Raw genomic sequence first — 16,293 nt, 5'->3', positions numbered from 1 at the left:
CGTCCCTGCGGGCACTGGCGCCGGGGTCTGTGCCTGCGCGGGGGCTGGGGCCTGAGTTTGGGTCCGCGTCTGCGTCTGCCGCTGCGTTGGTGTCCGCACTCGCGCCAGCGCTTGTGTCCCTGCGCGCGCTGGCGCCGGGGTCTGTGCCCACGCTGGGGCTGGGGCCCGTGCCTGCGCTCGTGCTGGTGTCCGTGTTCGCGTCCCTGCGGGCACTGGCGCCGGGGCTTGTGCCTGCGCGGGGGCTGGCGCCCGAGTTTGGGCCCGCGTCTGCGCCTGCCGCTGCGGTGGTGTCCGCACTCGCGCCAGGGCCAGCGCCTGCGCTCGGGCCGGGGCTCGTGCCCGCGCCCGTGCTGCTGTTCGTGTTCGTGCCCAGGTCGGTGCCCGTGCTCGCGCTCGTGCCTGTCCTGGCACCGGAGTTCGCGGCCGGGCCCGCGTTCGCGCCTGCGTCCCCGCCCGTGGTCGCGCCCGAGTTCGTGCCTGCGCCTGTGCCGAGGCCGGAGTTCGCGCCCGTACCCGTGCCCGCGCCCGTACCCGTACCCGTGCTCGCGCCCGCGCTCGGCGCCGCGGGCAGCGTGGCCGGTGCCGCGGCGGTGGCGTTTCCCGCCGGTGTGGTGGGGCGGTGGGCGGGCGGGGTGACCTGCGTCCGGGGCATCACGCTTCCTCTCTCACGGACGGGCCTCGTGCGTGGCACCGGTACTTCCCCGCCGAGCGGCCCGGCGGATGCACCCGCGGGGCCGTCGCCCGGCAGAGGGCGCGGCGGAAGCGGTCGCGCCCCGACGGCTTTCCTGGCCAGCGGAGCATCTGACGCGCCCGCGCGGGCGACCGCCACCCCCGGCAGTCGCCCGATCGGCCGCCGTGCGTGCGGCCATGCGCGTGCCGGGCGGGTGGTCGGCCGCGTCCCGCCCGACCTGTGGGGCGCCGCTACGGGGAGGGTGCTCGGCGCTCGGGCGCGTGACCGCGAACCGCCCGGTACGGGCGGCCGTCCGCCAGGTGACGCGTCGCCTGATCCGCCCGGCCCCGTACGCGGTGCGGGCGGATCAGGCCCCGGCTCGCGAGCGGGCGGGCCTCACCCGCGAGGGTCCTCCGGAAGGGAGCGGGAGCTTCCGCCGCACGCGTCCAGCAGCAGGCCGAGCGCCTCGGGCAGCGTGCGGGGACGCGCGGTTCCCGCCACCTCCGGCGGCCAGCCCGGCCCCGCGGCGACGACGAGCGGCCGGGTGCGGGCGCCCCGGACCCCCCACCGCGCGGCGGCCAGGTGCTGTGCCAGGGGCACACTGCTCGTCGACCGGGACTGCGACCACAGCACCAGGACCCGCGGGCCGGTCCTGCGTACCGCGGGGACGAGCGCTTCCACGGGGACGGCGCCGCCGAGCATGCGGGTGGCCACCGACGCCTGGACCGCGGCGGCGTTGAGCGCCTCCAGCGGCAGTGTGTGCTGCTCGTCGGGGACGCACGCGAGGACGGCGGTGTGCCCGGCCGCGTCCGGCGGCGCGGCGGCGAGCGCCTCGGCGCGCAGAACGCTGGAGACGTGCCAGGACAGCAGGTGCTCCACCTCCACGTACCGGTCGCCGGAGGACTCCCACCGGCGGCCCGCCGCGCGCAGCGCGGGCACCATCACCTCCTGCCACGCCCCGATCAGCCCGTACCGGCGCACGGCCGCCGTGAGCCCCGACTGCACGGCGGCGGCGTCGAGCCGCACCGCGGCCCGCACCAGGCCTCGGCACGCCAGGCGTGCCTCCTCGTCGGACGGCTCCCTTCGCGGGAGGCCGGGTGCGGGCGGGGCCGGGCGCGCGGGCTCGCCGGTCGGGGAGGCCCCGTCGCGCCGGGGCCGCGGGAGGGCGGGTGCGCGCAGGGCCAGCCGTGCCGCCTCGGCGGGCGGCAGACCCGTCGCCGTCAGCCGGCACATCTCCTCCAGCACGGCCACGTCGTGCGGGGCCCACCGCCGGTGGCGGCCGCCGGGCCGTACCGCCGGGCCGAGCCCGTAGCGCCGGTCCCAGGACCGCAGCGTGGTGGGCGACACACCGAGCCGCCGGGCCAGCGCGCCGGTCGTGATACCGGCACCGGCCTCGCCGGACGGGGGGTCGGGAGGCGTGCGCGGTGCGGCGTGTGACACCCCCTCAGGATACGACGCACTTTCGATGCGAGTTGTCGCGCGGGGCGCGCTGCGCCGACGCTGCCCCGACCGGCCGGGAGTCACGAGCGGCGCGGCCAGGTCCGGGCACTGTCGAAGGGGACGCGTCATGACCGTCGGGCCACCGGCCTGTGAGGATCCGTCGTGGCCGGCGGACGGCCTGAGCGACGAGCAGATCGGCGTGGGTTTCGCCGCGGGCGACGAGGACTGCGTGGTGGCCGCCTACCGCCGCTTCGGCACGCTGGTCCACACGCTCGCGAGCCGTTCGCTCGGCGACCCCAGGGAGGCCGAGGACGTACAGCAGCAGGTCTTCCTGGCCGCCTGGCACGGCCGCGGCCGCTTCCGCCCGGACCGCGGACCGCTCGCCGGGTGGCTCGTCGGCATCACCCGCCGCAAGGTGGCGGACGCCCTCGCGGCGCGCACCCGCAGGACCGAGCTGATCAACGCCGCCGGTTCGGGACCGGCCGTGGCGGAGCAGCCGCAGGCGCAGCCCGAGCGGATGCTGGACGTCATCGTCGTCGCGCAGGCGATGGCGGCGCTCAGCGGGCCCCAGGCCACCGTCCTGCGCCTCGCGTTCTGGGAGGACCTGACGCAGCCGCAGATCGCCGAGCGGACCGGCTGGCCGCTGGGCACGGTCAAGAGCCATGTCCGGCGCGGCCTGCTGCACCTGCGGACCGCGCCCGCCGGTTCCGCGCTCGGCGGCCTGCGCCGTCCGGAACCGACGCACTGACGGTGCGGGCTCCTCGGGACGTCCCCGAAGGCTCCCGCGGGGGGCCGGAAGAGGCCCCCGGGGTGAGTCGGTGCCGCGCCTGCATCCGATACGCCCCCCGTCACGGAATGCTGGCGCGGGAACGGGACACCGCTGCGGAGGGAAGGAGCGCACGGCGTGCAGGACGCGGACGTGGCGATCGTCGGAGCCGGCGCGGCAGGGCTGTCGCTGGCCCACGCGCTCACCTCGCCCCCCGACGCGGGCCGGGTCCCGTCGCTCGTCGTGGTCGAGCCCTCGTCGTCCGGGCTGCGTCCGCCGCCGCGCACCTGGTGCTTCTGGGAGTCGGGGAGCGGGCCGTACGAGGGGGCGGTGGCTGCGTCGTGGCGGTGGCTGCGCGTGCACGACCGGCGCGGCCGCGCGGTCGTCCGCGACATCTCCCCGCTGCGCTACAAGATGATCCGCTCGTCCGACTTCGAGGCGCTGGTCGGCGCGCACCTCGGCGGCCTGCCGGAAGTGCGGCGCGCGGACGGCACGGTGGAGCGGGTACGGGCGGTCGCCGGGGGCGCCGAGGCGCTGCTCACCACCGCCGGGGGGACCCGGCGGACGGTGCGCGCCCGCTGGCTGTTCGACTCCCGGCCCCGCCCCCGGCCGCCCGCCGCGCGCACCCTGCTGCTCCAGCACTTCCAGGGCTGGTTCGTCCGCACCCGCCGCCCGGTCTTCGACCCGCGCGTCGCCGACTGGATGGACTTCCGCGTCCCGCAGCCACGGCACGGCATGGCCTTCGGCTACGTCCTCCCCACCGGGCGCCACGAGGCGCTGGTGGAATACACGCAGTTCTCCGCCCGGTCGCTGACCCCCGACGCCTACCGGGCCGCCCTGCTCGACTACACCGGGCGGGTGCTGCGGCTGGGGGAGTTCGACGTGACGGACACCGAGACCGGCGCGATCCCCATGACCGACGGCCGCTTCGCCCGCAGCAGCGGCCCGGCGGTCTTCCGTATCGGCACCGCCGGGGGCGCCACCCGCCCCGCCACCGGCTACACCTTCGCCACCGTCCAGCGGCAGAGCCGGGCCATCGCGCGGGCCTACCGGGCGGGCCACGACCCCGTGCCGCCGCGTCCGCACCGCTCCCGGTCGGCGGCCATGGACGCGGTCCTGCTGCACGGGCTGGACAGCGGTGTCATCGACGGCGCCGACTTCTTCCCCCGGCTCTTCCGCGAGGTGCCCGCCGTACGGCTGCTGCGCTTCCTCGACGGGGCCACGCGCCTGCACGAGGATTTCGCGATCGGCCTGCACACGCCCGTCCTGCGCATGCTCCGGTCGGCCGCGGCGCTGCCCGCCCTTCCGCGCCGCCACTTCGTGGAACCCCCGGCGCCCCCGCCACCGCCGCCGCCCGCCGGAGCCCTTCCCGGCGGGCCCGGGATCCGAGGAGAGACGTGATGGCGCTCCTGCACGACACCGACCTGGCCGCCGCCTTCGACCGCGGCGCCCGCAGCTACGACACGCTCGTCGCCGCCAACCCCGGATACCACCGTCAACTGCGGCGCTCGGCCCGCCGGCTGGACCTGCCGCACGGCGGCGCGGGCCTGCGCGTGCTCGACCTCGGCTGCGGCACCGGCGCGTCCACCGCCGCGCTGCTGCACGCCGCTCCCGCCGCCGACATCGTGGCCGTCGACGCGTCCGCGGGGATGCTGCGCCGCGCCGCGGCCAAACGGTGGCCGGACCGGGTCAGCTTCGTGCACGCCACCGCCGAGGCGCTGCCCGACGAGGTGTCGGGCCGCCCGTTCGACGCGGTGTTCGCCGCCTACCTCTTCCGCAACCTCACCGACCCCGACGCCGTCCTGACCCGCGTGCACGCGCTCCTCGTCCCCGGCGGCAGGCTCGCCGTCCACGAGTACACGCTGAGCGGCCGTCCGGTGGACCGCGCGGTGTGGACGGCGGTGTGCAAGGGCATCGTCCAGCCCGCCGGCGCCCTGACCGGCAACCGCGCGCTCTACCGCCACCTGTGGCGCAGCGTGACCGGATTCGACACCGCCGCCGCCTTCGCCGCCCGCGTGGCGCGGGCCGGTTTCAGTACGCCGCGGGTCCTGCCCGTCGCCGGATGGCAGGCCGGCATCGTGCACACCGTGCTCGCCCGCAGGCCCGCCGGTGTCCAGGACACCGCGCGGCCCTTCGCCGGTGCGGGGGAGGCACGGTGACCGGCGCCCTCCTGCGGCCCGGCGGCGGCCGCGCCGGACGCGACAGGCGGATCCGTGTGCTGCCCGCGCACCCCGGCGCACCGCGGCCCGCCGGGCGGACGCGCTCCGCGGCCGTCGTCGGCGGCGGCATCGCCGGACTCAGCGCGGCCACCGCGCTGGCCGAACGCGGCGTCGAGGTCACCGTGTACGAGCGCCGGCCCTTCCTCGGCGGGCGGGTGGGCGGCTGGCCCGTGCGGCTCGCGGACGGCAGCGACGCCACCATGAGCCGCGGCTTCCACGCGTTCTTCCGCCAGTACTACAACCTGCGCGCGCTGCTGCGCCGTACCGACCCGCGACTCGCCGGGCTGACCGGCCTGCCCGACTACCCGCTCCAGCACAGCAGCGGCCTGCGCGACAGCTTCCGGCACGTTCCGCGCACCCCGCCGCTGAGCGCCCTCGGCTTCGTCGCCCTGAGCCCCGCCTTCACCGTCCGCGACCTGCTGCGCATGCACCCCGTGGCCGCCCTGCCGCTGCTGGACGTGCGGGTGCCGGACGTCTACCGCCGCCTGGACCACCTCAGCGCCGCGGAGTACCTGGACGCCATCGGGTTCCCGGCAGCCGCGAACAGCCTGGCCTTCTCCGTCTTCTCGCGCAGTTTCTTCGCCGACCCGGCCGAACTGTCCGCGGCCGAGATGGCGCTGATGTTCCACATCTACTTCCTCGGCTCCAGCGAGGGTCTGCTCTTCGACGTCCCCGACGCCCCCTACCCGCAGGCCCTCTGGGAACCGCTGCGCCGTCACCTGGGCGGGCACGCCGCGGACGTGCGCACCGGGGCCGCCGTGCACGGTGTCACCCCCGTCCCCGGCGGCGGATACGTCGTCGAGACCGACGACACCGCGGACCGCCACGACACGGTCGTCCTCGCGCTGGACGCCGCCGGACTGCGCACCCTGGTGGGCGCCTCACCGCGCCTCGGCGACCGGCCCTGGCGCGAACGCGTCGCCCGGCTGCGCACCGCCCCTCCCTTCCTGGTCTCCCGGCTGTGGCTCGACCGCCCGGTGGCCCGCGACCGCCCCGGATTCCTCGGCACCAGCGGCTACGGCCCGCTCGACAACGCCAGCGTCCTGGAACGGTGGGAGGGCCAGGCCGCCGACTGGGCCGCGCGGACCGGCGGCTCCGTGGTCGAACTGCACGCCTACGCACTGCGCGACGACACCGCGCGGGAGGCGCAGCAGGACCTCCTGCTGCGCCAGCTCCACCGCCTCTACCCCGAGACCCGCGACGCCCGCGTCGTGGACGCCCGCCACGAGTGGCAGGCCGACTGCCCCCTCTTCCCCGTCGGCTCCCACCACGACCGCCCCACCGTCACCACCCCCGACCCTGGCCTCGTCCTCGCGGGCGACCTCGTCCGCACCGACCTCCCCGTCGCCCTCATGGAACGGGCCGCCACCACCGGCTTCCTCGCGGCCAACACCCTCCTGCGCCGCTGGGGCGTGCGCGGCCACACCCTGTACACCGTCCCGGACCGCGGCCGCTCGGCGCCGCTGCGCGCCGCGGCCGCCCTGGCCCGCCCCCTCCGAGCCCCCGCCCGGCCCGTACCGGCACCCTGACGTCCCGGCCGGACCGGGCCCCCGAGGGCTGCTCGCCGGCAACTCCGCAGACTGCGGCGAACACAGCGGACGCTCCCGGACCCGCTGCGGCGGGCGGCGGGACGGGGCGGCACGCCGAAATGGCTTGTCCCGCGGGCCGGATGTCGACCACGATCGCCTCATGACGACCAGAAAGGGCCATGCCGTCTAGGCATCCCGCCCGGCTCTCCGCCGCTCGCGCGCCGCCGGCCGCCGTCCCACCGCAGCGTCCGACGGCCGTGACCGCCCCACTCATCCAGGAGAGCCCGCCCGTGCAGAAGACCGCCCTCGTCCCCTACGCGCACCTTCCCCGAGCGCACCACGACCGCCATGTGCTGACCAGCACCGTCGACGTTCACGGCACCGCCCACTGGCTGCTCGTCGACCATGCTCCTGCGCAGCGCGGAGGGAATGTCCGGCCCTTTGACGCGCTGGTCGTCTCCGTCGATCCGGGCGGCAGCGTCGAACTCACCGAGCTGAGCACCGTGCGGGCCCGCTGGCCGCACCTGGACCGCCTGCCCGGCGGCGGGTTCGTCGTCGCCGCGTCCCGCACCCGCCGGCCGGCAGCCGCGGACCAGGTGCAGGTCTTCGACGCGCTCGGCCGCGAGACCTCGTCCTTCTCCGTCGGGGACGCCGTCGAGCACCTGCTCGTGGACGAGGCCGGGCACATCTGGGTCGGGCACTTCGACGAGAACCCGGCGGGTATCCGCCGCTGGAGTGCCACGGGCCGACTCACCTGGACATCGGACGACGCCCGCATCCCCGGCCTCTTCGACTGCTACGCCCTGAACGTGTCGGGCACCGTCGCCTGGGCATGCCCGTACACGGACTTCCCGCTCGTGGAGATACGTCCCGGCCGCACCGACCGGCCCGTGAGGGTGTGGGCGAACCGCGTACGGGGCGCCAAAGCGGTCGCCGTCCACGGCGAGCGGGTCGCTTTCTACGGCGGCTACGGTGAGGAGCAGGACCGGCTCGTCCGCGCGGTGATCGCCGAGACGTCGGTCGGGCAGGAGGATGCCGGCCTGCTCACCCTGCCGGACGGCGCCGCCCCCGGCCTTCGGCGGGTCGTCGGCCGGGGCAGCAGGATCTACGTCCAGGCCGAGCCGTTCACCACCTGGGGCGTTTTCGACCTCGGCGGCTGACACCCGGGGGTGGAAGGCCGCCCCCGCCCGGCGACCGCCCGTCCCGTCCGGGGCGCACTGGCACTCCGCCGACGCCCCCTCTCCGTGCCGGGGTCAGGACGTGATCGAGGCGCGGAAGTGGTAGCGGTCGCCGCGGTAGGCGGCCAGGGTCAGTTCGAGGGGGCGGCCGTTCTGGTTGTAGGCGAGCTGGTAGGCGACGAGGACGGGGGTGGCGTCGGTGATCTCCAGGAGTTCGCGTTCGGTGGCGTCCGGCTGGCGGGCCTCCACGGAGTAGTCCGCGACCTGGGGGTTCTGCGGCGGCTCGGCGCCGCGCAGGGTCGCGAACAGTGATGCCTCGGTGAAGTCGGTCTCCGCCAGGACCGGGCACAGGGCGAGTGGCAGCCGGTTGTGTTCCAGGACGACGACCTGGCCGTCGAGGAACCGCAGCCGGCGCATCTCGAAGAGGGCCGCGCCGGGGCCGACGCGCAGCGTTTCCGCCTCCGAGACGGTGGCCGGGCGGACCACGGAGTGCAGTACCCGGGCGCGGGTGACGAGTCCGTGCTTGGCCGCGTAGTCCGCGAAGCCCTCGACGGTGTGCGGGCTGGTGCCGGTGCCGCGGAAGTCCGGGGCGCCGGCCTTCTCCTCCTCGGGGAAGGCCGCGGTCCGTGCCACGAACCAGCCGCGGGCCGCGGCCGATTCGAGCATGCCCCGGGCGGCCAGATCGGTGAGCGCCGCGCGCATGGTCACCCGGGAGACCTCGTACCGCGTGGCCAGGGCCCGCTCGGAGGGCAGGCGGTCCCCGGCGTGGGCGCCGCCCGCGGAGACGTCGGCCCACAGGCGTGCCGCCACCTGGGCGTAGAGCGGCAGCGCGTCGTCGGACAGCAGGCTCTGCGGGAGGCGGGAAGGCGTCGTTTCCGGAGTAGGCATACCAGAAGCATACCAGTTGATGACTATTGACGGCCACCTGGCAGACCAGTTACCGTTCCAGCGAGCCCGGCACCAATGAGGCAAATGGGTGCGAACGGTAGGAAAGCCAGGTGTTGACCATGCAGAGCGCGTTGGACGAGGTGGTCCGGCGGCAGAAGGCCGGGGAGCCGCGGGGCATCACCTCGGTGTGTTCCGCCCACCCCCTGGTCATCGAGGCGGCCGTGCGGCAGGCCGTCGAGACCGGTGACGACCTGCTGGTGGAGGCCACCTCCAACCAGGTCGACCAGTACGGCGGCTACACGGGCATGCGGCCCGCGGACTTCCGCGACCTCGTGCACCGGACCGCGGCCGCGTCCGGTCTGCCACTGGACCGGGTCATCCTCGGCGGCGACCACCTCGGCCCGAACCGCTGGCGGTCCCTGCCGCCCGGCGAGGCGATGGAGCAGGCCGCCGGCCTTGTCACCGCCTACGCCGAGGCGGGCTTCACCAAGATCCACCTGGACTGCAGCTTCTCCTGCGCCGGCGACCCCGTGCCGCTGACCGACGACATCGTCGCCGACCGCGCCGCGCGGCTGATCCGGGCGGTCGAGGACGCCGTCGGCCCGGCGCGGGCGGAGCGGATGCGGTACGTGATCGGCACCGAGGTCCCCACCCCCGGAGGCGCGCACGAGACGCTCGGCGCCCTGCGCCCGACCGGGGCCGAGGCCGCCCGCACGACCCTGGAGCAGCACCGCAAGGCGTTCGCCGAGCACGGCGTCGAGGGCGTCTGGCCGCGCGTGACGGCGCTGGTGGTGCAGCCCGCCGTGGAGTTCGACCACCTGCGGGTCGTCGACTACCGGCCGGAGCTGACCGAGGACCTGCGCCGGGTACTCGACGACGAACCCGCCATGGTCTACGAGGCGCACTCCACCGACTACCAGACCCCCGAGGCGCTCACCGCGCTGGTCCGGGACCACTGGGCGGTCCTCAAGGTGGGCCCGGGGCTGACCTTCGCCCTGCGCGAGGCGCTGTTCGCGCTCGCCGCGATCGAGGACGAGCTGGTACCGGCCGCCGAGCGGTCGCGGCTTCCGGAGGTCGTCGAGCGCCGGATGCTCGCCGAGCCCGCCCAGTGGGAGGGCTACTACCCGGGCGGCGCCGACGCGCAGCGCCTGGCCCGCCGCTACAGCTACAGCGACCGGCTGCGCTACTACTGGCCCGATCCCGAGATCGAGGCCGCGCAGGAGCGGCTGCTGCGCAACCTCTCGGCCGTGGACATCCCGCTGCCGCTGCTCAGCGCCCACCTCCCGCTCCAGTACGCCCGCGTCCGCCGCGGCGAGCTGGCCCCCCGGCCGCGCGACCTGGCCGTCGACCACGTCCGCGACGTCCTGCGCGACTACGCACGAGCCACCCGCCCGCACCAGAAGGAGTACGTGTGACCACGCCCACCGGCACGCTTCCCGTCGACGACGGCGCTGCCCACACCGTCCGCGAGATCGCCCAGCAGCCCGCCCTGTGGCGGGAGGTCGAGCGGATCGTCGCCGCCTCCCGCGAGTCGCTGGACGCCTTCCTGCGTCCGCTGACCGCCCGCGCCGACCTGCGTGTGGTGCTCACCGGCGCCGGCACCTCCGCCTTCGCCGGCCAGGTGCTCCAGCCGGCGCTGGCCCGCCGTCTGGGGCGGCGCGTCGACGCGGTCGCCACCACCGACCTGGTGTCCGACCCGCGCGGCTGCCTCGCCGAGGATGTGCCCACGCTGCTGGTGTCGTTCGCGAGGTCGGGCGACAGCCCGGAGTCCGTGGCCGCCACCGCGCTCGCCGACCAGGTGCTCTCCGAGGTGCACCACCTCGTGATCACCTGCAACGAGCAGGGCCGGCTGGCACACGACCACGCCGGGCGCCCGTCGTCCTACGTGCTGCTGATGCCGCCCGCGTCCAACGACCGCGGCTTCGCCATGACGTCGAGCTTCACGTGCATGACGCTGGCGGCGCTGCTCGCGCTCGGCGGCACGGCGTACACCGGGGTCGCCGAGCGCCTGGCGGCAGCGGCCGAGGCGATCACCGCCGAGGACGCCGTGGCCCGCACGGCGGGCGCCCTCGTCGGCCGCGCCCCCGAGCGCATCGTCTTCCTGGGCAGCGGACCGCTGAAGGGTCTCGCCGAGGAGTCGGCGCTGAAGGTGGTCGAACTCACCGGCGGGACGCTCGTGACCGTCGCGGACTCCTCGATGGGCTTCCGGCACGGCCCCAAGGCGGTGCTGAACGACCGTACGGTGGCAGTGGTGTACCTGTCGAACGACCCGTACACCCGCCGGTACGACCTGGACATCGCCGCGGAGCTGCGCGGGAATCTCCCCCCGCACAGCGTCGTCACCGTCTCGGCGGACCTCGGCGACGGCACGGAGGGCAGCGGCGACGACGCCTGGCTGCTCCCGGGTCTCGCCGGCACCGAGGACGCCGCCCTGGCGCTTTCCGCCGTGGTGTACGCCCAGCTCATCGCCCTGCGCGCCTCCCAGGCCCGGGGCCTGCGGCCCGACAACCCGTTTCCCGCGGGTGAGGTGAACCGCGTCGTGGAGGGCGTGATCCTGCACTCCCTGCAGGACTGACCGGACAGATCAAACGGCGCAGAACGAGTGCGCCGGACGGAGGTACAACGATGTTCCTAGGCGTCGACGGCGGGGGTACGAAGACCGCGTTCTGCCTGGTCGACCGGTCCGGACGCGTGGTGGCGCGGGCACAGGCGGCAAGCTCGTACTACTTCTCGCAGGGCATCGGCCTCGTCGAGCGGGTGCTCAAGGAGGGCGTGGACGCGATCTGCGCCACAGCCGGGATCGCCCCGGCCGACATCGAGTACGCCTTCTTCGGGCTGCCCGGCTACGGCGAGGCGGCGGGCGACCTGCCCGTGCTGGACGCCACACCGCGAGGAGTGCTCGGGCACGACCGCTACGCCTGCGACAACGACATGGTCTGCGGCTGGGCGGGATCGCTGGGCGCGGTCGACGGCATCAACGTCATCAGCGGCACCGGTTCGATGACGTACGGTGAGCGGCAGGGCGAGGGCGTCCGCGTCGGCGGCTGGGGCGAGATCTTCGGCGACGAGGGCTCGGGGTACTGGATCGCGGTCCGCGGCCTCAACGCCTTCTCCCGGATGAGCGACGGGCGGCTGCCGGAGGGCCCCCTCGGCGGGGTGTTCCGGCGCCACCTGGGGCTCGCCTCCGACCTCGACGTGATCGACGTCGTGCACAACCGGTGGCAGGGGGACCGGAGCCGGATCGCCGCGCTCAGCCGCCCGGTCGCCGAGGCGGCCGACCTCGGCGACGCCGCCGCCGCCGCGATCCTCCGCGAGGCCGGCCACGAACTGGCCCGGCTCGTCGATGTCACCCGGGAGCGGCTGGGGTTCGGCCCGGACGAGACGGTCCCGGTCTCCTACTCCGGCGGCACGTTCGGCGCCGGCCAGGTCCTGGAGGCCTTCACCGCCGGACTGAAGAATCGTTTCTCCACCTATGAACTGCGTCGCCCTCTCTACGAGCCGGTCGTAGGCGCAGCCCTGTACGCGGCGAAACTCGCCGGTACCCCCCTGCCCCGGACCGCGCTCGGCGCACTGCGCGAGAGCCCCGGTTCCCCCGTCTCCGGAGAGGACGACCGATGAAGAACGCCAAGAAGAGCTGGATCCTGTACGCGTCGTTGCTCGTCCTGTTCTGGGGCGTGTGGGGTGCCTTCTCCAGCGAGCCGAACAGCCGGTACGACTACCCCAACGAGATGATCTACGTCATCTGGGCGTTCACCATGCTCATCCCCGCGTACTTCGCGATGCGCGGCAACACCTTCGACCGGCGGCCGATCGCCGCGGTGTACGGGCTGATCGCCGGACTGACCGGCGCCGGAGGACAGCTGCTGCTGTTCCGGGCGCTCGCCGACGGCCCGGCGTACCTGATCTTCCCGCTGGTGTCGCTCTCCCCGGTGATCACCGTCCTCATGGCGATGGCGCTGCTGCGTGAGCGGATCACCCGGCTCGCGGTCGTGGGCGTGGTGCTGGCGCTGGTGGCGATCGTGCTGCTCAGCATCCCCGGTGGCGGCGGCGACTCGCACGCGCACGGTCCGTGGCTGCTGATGGCGATCGGGATCTGCGTCGCCTGGGGCGTGCAGGCGTTCTGCATGCGCAAGGCGGCACTCGTCGGGGTGAACGACGCGACGACCTTCGGCTGGATGACCATCAGCGGTCTGCTGCTGGTCCCGGTGGCGCTCGCGATGGCGGGCGGATTCCCGACCGACTACCCGTGGCAGGCGCCGACGCTCACCGCCGTCACCCAGGTCCTCAACGCGGTCGGCGCGCTGTTCCTGGTCATGGCCTTCAGCCGGGGCAAGGCCTCGGTGGTGGCCCCGGTCACCAACGCGCTGGCGCCGGTGCTGACCATCATCCTGTCCCTGGCCGTCTACCAGACGCTGCCCAACATCTGGGGCGCCATCGGCATCGTGCTCGCCCTCGGCGGCTCCACGCTCATGGTCTACAGCGACGAGAAGGGCGACGGCGCGGACTCCGTGGCCCCGGGCGCCCTGGACGACGACACCCCTGTCGGCGCGGCCTCCGCCGCGCAGAAGCTCTGATCACCACCCCTGCGGCGGCCGGTACGGATGTGACACTCGTCCGCACCGGCCGCACCGCGTCCCACGCACGCACGCACCCGCCATCCATCAGCCCTCACCCATCAGCCCTCACCCATCAGCCGTCAAAGCGACATGAAAGCGAGGGGATTGCCCCATGTCCCTGGTTCCGACGCGTGACCTCGTCTCGGAGGCCGCGGCCACCGGCCGGGCCGTCGCGGCGTTCAACGTGATCACGCTGGAGCACGCCGAGGCGATCACCGCGGGCGCGTCCGCGGCGGGCGCCGCGGTGATCCTCCAGATCAGCGAGAACGCCGTGCGGTTCCACGGCGGGCGGGTCGCGCCGATCGCGCGCGCCGCGGCCGAGGTCGCCCGTACGTGCGACATCGACGTGGCCCTGCACCTGGACCACGTCACGGACATGGACCTGCTGCGCACGGCGGCCGACGCGGGCTTCTCCTCCGCGATGTTCGACGCCGGCGCGCAGCCGTACGCCGAGAACCTCGCGGCCACCCGCGCCGCGGCGCAGTGGGCCCAGGGCGCCGGGGTGTGGCTGGAGGCCGAGCTGGGCTACGTCGGCGGCAAGCCCGACGCCCCCGCGAGCGCCCACGCGGCCGGCGTCCGCACCGACCCGGTGGAGGCGGCGGACTATGTCGCGCGGACCGGCGTGGACGCCTTGGCCGTCGCCGTCGGCAGCAGCCACGCGATGACCGAGCGTTCGGCCGCCCTGGACCACGAGCTGATCGGACGGCTCCGCCGGGCCGTCCCCGTACCGCTGGTCCTGCACGGCTCATCGGGCGTCGGCGACGAGGAGCTGCGCCGCGCCGTCCGGGCCGGAATCGCGAAGGTCAACATCGGGACCGCCCTCAACATCGCCTACACCCGCGCGGTCCGCGAGACCCTGGCGGCGAGGCCGGACCTGACCGACCCCCGCCCCTATGTCACCAGCGGCCGCGACGCCATGGCGGAGACGGTGCGGGCGCTGCTCGGAGTGGTGAACGGCTGAGCTGCGGCCGTCGCCGACCGGGCGGGCGCGGCGCACCTCGGTACGGTCGCGCTCAGTGGGGGAAGTGCCGCGGCAGCTCCGCGGTGAGCGCGGTCGCGGCGGGGGAGAGCCAGCGCCGCCGGTGGCGGGCCAGTTGCACGGTGACGTCGGGGAAGCGCGTGCCGGGCACCTGCGTCAGGCGGCCCGACGCGAGCGCGTCCGAGACGTTGACGTGGGCCAGCAGGCTGAGGCCGAGGCCCGCGGCCACGCAGGACCTGGCGGCCTCCAGGCTGCCGAAGCGCGTGATCCTGGGCTGCGCGTCCTCGGCGGCGGTGAGCAGCCGTTCGATGAAGCGGTCGCTGTACGAGCAGCCCTGTTCGTGCAGGAAGTAGTCCTCGCGGGCGAGTTCCGCCCAGTCCGCGGGCGCGTCGGCAGGTGAACCGGCGGGCGAACCGGCGGCGTCGCGGGTGGCGACGGGGTGGTCGGGAGCGCAGACGAGTACCAGCGGTTCGTGGGCCAGCGGTGTGCACTCGATGTCGCGGAAGGCGGTCTCGTCCTCCAGCAGCAGGGCGAGGTCCAGTTCGCCGTCGCGGAGTGCGGTGACGGCGGCGGCGGTTCCCATCGTGCGCAGGTCCACCTCGATCCCGGGGTGGCTGCGCCGCAGTGCGGCGATGACTGCCGGCAGCCGCGCGGACACCAGCGTCTCACCGGCCGAGAGCACGACGCGTCCGGTCACTTGGCCGCCCGCGCCGCCTGCCGAGGCGGCGACCGCCCGCAGCCGGGACTCGGCCTCCAGCACCGCCTCGGCCTGCGCCAGCACCTCGCGTCCGGCGCCGGTGAGCACCACCCCGCGCGGCAGCCGGTCGAACAGGCGCAGGCCGAACTCCTTCTCCAGCGCCTGCACCTGCGCGGTGACGGTGGACTGGACGAGGTGCAGGTGCTCGGCCGCGGCGGTCAGGTTCTCCGTCCGGGCGACGGTGGCGAAGGTGCGCAGCAGTCGGGTGTCCATGCCCTGCACCCTAGCCTTTTGCCATCGGGTGAGCCGATGCTTCCGATCAGCAACGATCGTTTGTGGGGATGCCTGGGTGCTGTCACGGTAGGGGCATGAACCTGCAGACACGCTCCGACATCCTGCGCTACACCGCCTTCACCGCTGATCCTGCCGGTGGCAACCCGGCCGGTGTCGTCCTCGACGCGGCCGCGCTGGACGACGCCGCCATGCTCGCGACCGCTGCCGAAGTCGGCTACTCGGAGACCGCGTTCGTCACCGCCGCGGACCACGGGGCACGCCGGTTCCGGCTGCGGTACTTCAGCCCGCTGGCCGAGGTCGCCTTCTGCGGGCACGCGACCGTCGCCACCGCGGTCGCGCTGGCCGAACGGTACGGCCCCGGCCCGCTCGTCTTCGACACACCGGTCGGGGAGATCGCCCTGGACACCACCGCGGACCCCACCGGCTCCGTGACGGCGACGCTCACCAGCGTCCCCACCCGCTCCCGGCCGGCGACCGGCGAGGAGGTGAGCACCTCGCTGGCGGCTCTGCGCTGGTCCCCCGGCGACCTCGACCCGGCGCTCCCGCCGCACGTCGCCTTCGGCGGCAACGAGCACCTGGTCCTGGCCGTGGCCACCCGCGAGCGCCTCGCGGACCTCGACTACGACTTCGACGCCCTGGCCGCGATCATGCACCGCCACGGCTGGACCACGCTCCAGCTGGTCTGGCGCGAGAGGCCGGAGGTCTTCCACGCCCGCGACCCCTTCCCGATCGGCGGCGTCGTCGAGGACCCGGCCACCGGCGCCGCGGCCGCCGCCTTCGGCGGCTACCTGCGCACCCTCGCCACCCTCCCGCCCTCCGGCGCCTTCACCATCCACCAGGGCGAAGACCTCGGCCGCCCCAGCCTGCTCCAGGTCGAGGCCTCCGCCACGGACCCACGCGTCCGCGTGAGCGGCCAAGCCGTGGTGATCACGGATACCGAGCGCGTGCCGCGGTGAACGGACGCTCGCGGCGGCACGCGGTCGCGCCGGCCCCGCCCCCGGTGGTGGCGGGGCCGGC

At 75.1% G+C, this 16,293-nt stretch carries 14 protein-coding genes; 11 read left to right on the top strand and 3 right to left on the bottom strand.

All coding sequences use genetic code 11. From position 1 onward, the window contains the following. Positions 1–1,066 precede the first annotated feature (1,066 nt). On the bottom strand, positions 1,067–2,110 hold the full coding sequence (locus ACWERV_RS12980; protein ID WP_452932189.1) for a MerR family transcriptional regulator: 1,044 nt from the start codon (positions 2,108–2,110) through the stop codon (positions 1,067–1,069). 127 nt (positions 2,111–2,237) lie between these two features. Between ACWERV_RS12980 and ACWERV_RS12975 the strand changes: the two genes are divergently transcribed. The 5 genes from ACWERV_RS12975 (at position 2,238) to ACWERV_RS12955 (ending at position 7,784) form a co-directional block, all read left to right on the top strand. Beyond that, the gene (locus tag ACWERV_RS12975) at positions 2,238–2,858 is read left to right on the top strand and encodes an RNA polymerase sigma factor (protein ID WP_452932186.1); all 621 of its coding nucleotides are present in this window, start codon (positions 2,238–2,240) and stop codon (positions 2,856–2,858) included. 156 nt (positions 2,859–3,014) lie between these two features. Next, positions 3,015–4,277: a lycopene cyclase family protein gene (locus ACWERV_RS12970; protein WP_452932184.1), complete on the top strand. Its 1,263-nt coding sequence runs from the start codon at positions 3,015–3,017 to the stop codon at positions 4,275–4,277. Next, on the top strand, positions 4,277–5,035 hold the full coding sequence (locus ACWERV_RS12965; protein ID WP_452932181.1) for a class I SAM-dependent methyltransferase: 759 nt from the start codon (positions 4,277–4,279) through the stop codon (positions 5,033–5,035). Before ACWERV_RS12970 ends, ACWERV_RS12965 begins: the two co-directional genes overlap by 1 nt. Continuing rightward, on the top strand, positions 5,032–6,624 hold the full coding sequence (locus ACWERV_RS12960) for a hydroxysqualene dehydroxylase (RefSeq protein WP_452932178.1): 1,593 nt from the start codon (positions 5,032–5,034) through the stop codon (positions 6,622–6,624). The genes ACWERV_RS12965 and ACWERV_RS12960 overlap by 4 nt, the downstream gene beginning before the upstream one ends. Positions 6,625–6,881: 257 nt before the next feature. Next, complete coding sequence (locus ACWERV_RS12955) at positions 6,882–7,784, top strand: hypothetical protein (protein ID WP_452932176.1); 903 nt, start codon at positions 6,882–6,884, stop codon at positions 7,782–7,784. Between the two features lie 93 nt (positions 7,785–7,877). On the opposite strand, the gene ACWERV_RS12950 is transcribed toward ACWERV_RS12955, so the two are convergent. After that, entirely contained in the window at positions 7,878–8,690 is an 813-nt protein-coding gene (locus ACWERV_RS12950; protein ID WP_452932174.1) for a GntR family transcriptional regulator, read from the bottom strand. Positions 8,691–8,809: 119 nt separating this feature from the next. On the opposite strand from ACWERV_RS12950, the gene ACWERV_RS12945 reads away from it, so the two are divergent. The 5 genes from ACWERV_RS12945 to ACWERV_RS12925 all read left to right on the top strand — a co-directional run bounded on the left by ACWERV_RS12945 (position 8,810) and on the right by ACWERV_RS12925 (position 14,267). Further along, entirely contained in the window at positions 8,810–10,105 is a 1,296-nt protein-coding gene (locus ACWERV_RS12945; protein ID WP_452932171.1) for a D-tagatose-bisphosphate aldolase, class II, non-catalytic subunit, read from the top strand. Further along, positions 10,102–11,265 (top strand): SIS domain-containing protein, encoded by a 1,164-nt coding sequence (locus ACWERV_RS12940; RefSeq protein WP_452932168.1) that lies wholly within the window; start codon positions 10,102–10,104, stop codon positions 11,263–11,265. Before ACWERV_RS12945 ends, ACWERV_RS12940 begins: the two co-directional genes overlap by 4 nt. Before the next feature lie 50 nt (positions 11,266–11,315). Beyond that, complete coding sequence (locus ACWERV_RS12935) at positions 11,316–12,308, top strand: N-acetylglucosamine kinase (protein WP_452932166.1); 993 nt, start codon at positions 11,316–11,318, stop codon at positions 12,306–12,308. Next, positions 12,305–13,264 (top strand): DMT family transporter, encoded by a 960-nt coding sequence (locus tag ACWERV_RS12930; protein ID WP_452932163.1) that lies wholly within the window; start codon positions 12,305–12,307, stop codon positions 13,262–13,264. The genes ACWERV_RS12935 and ACWERV_RS12930 overlap by 4 nt, the downstream gene beginning before the upstream one ends. A gap of 154 nt (positions 13,265–13,418) precedes the next feature. Next, the gene (locus ACWERV_RS12925) at positions 13,419–14,267 is read left to right on the top strand and encodes a class II fructose-bisphosphate aldolase (protein WP_452932160.1); all 849 of its coding nucleotides are present in this window, start codon (positions 13,419–13,421) and stop codon (positions 14,265–14,267) included. Positions 14,268–14,319: 52 nt separating this feature from the next. Here ACWERV_RS12925 and ACWERV_RS12920 read toward each other — a convergent pair whose 3' ends face one another. Further along, positions 14,320–15,255: a LysR family transcriptional regulator gene (locus ACWERV_RS12920; RefSeq protein ID WP_452932157.1), complete on the bottom strand. Its 936-nt coding sequence runs from the start codon at positions 15,253–15,255 to the stop codon at positions 14,320–14,322. Positions 15,256–15,350: 95 nt separating this feature from the next. On the opposite strand from ACWERV_RS12920, the gene ACWERV_RS12915 reads away from it, so the two are divergent. Further along, positions 15,351–16,232: a PhzF family phenazine biosynthesis isomerase gene (locus tag ACWERV_RS12915; RefSeq protein WP_452932154.1), complete on the top strand. Its 882-nt coding sequence runs from the start codon at positions 15,351–15,353 to the stop codon at positions 16,230–16,232. Positions 16,233–16,293 lie beyond the last annotated feature (61 nt).

Source organism: Streptomyces sp. NPDC004031, from assembly GCF_053604375.1.
The sequence above is the reverse complement of the archived record's forward strand: the minus strand, read 5'-3'. Positions and strand labels throughout refer to the sequence as shown.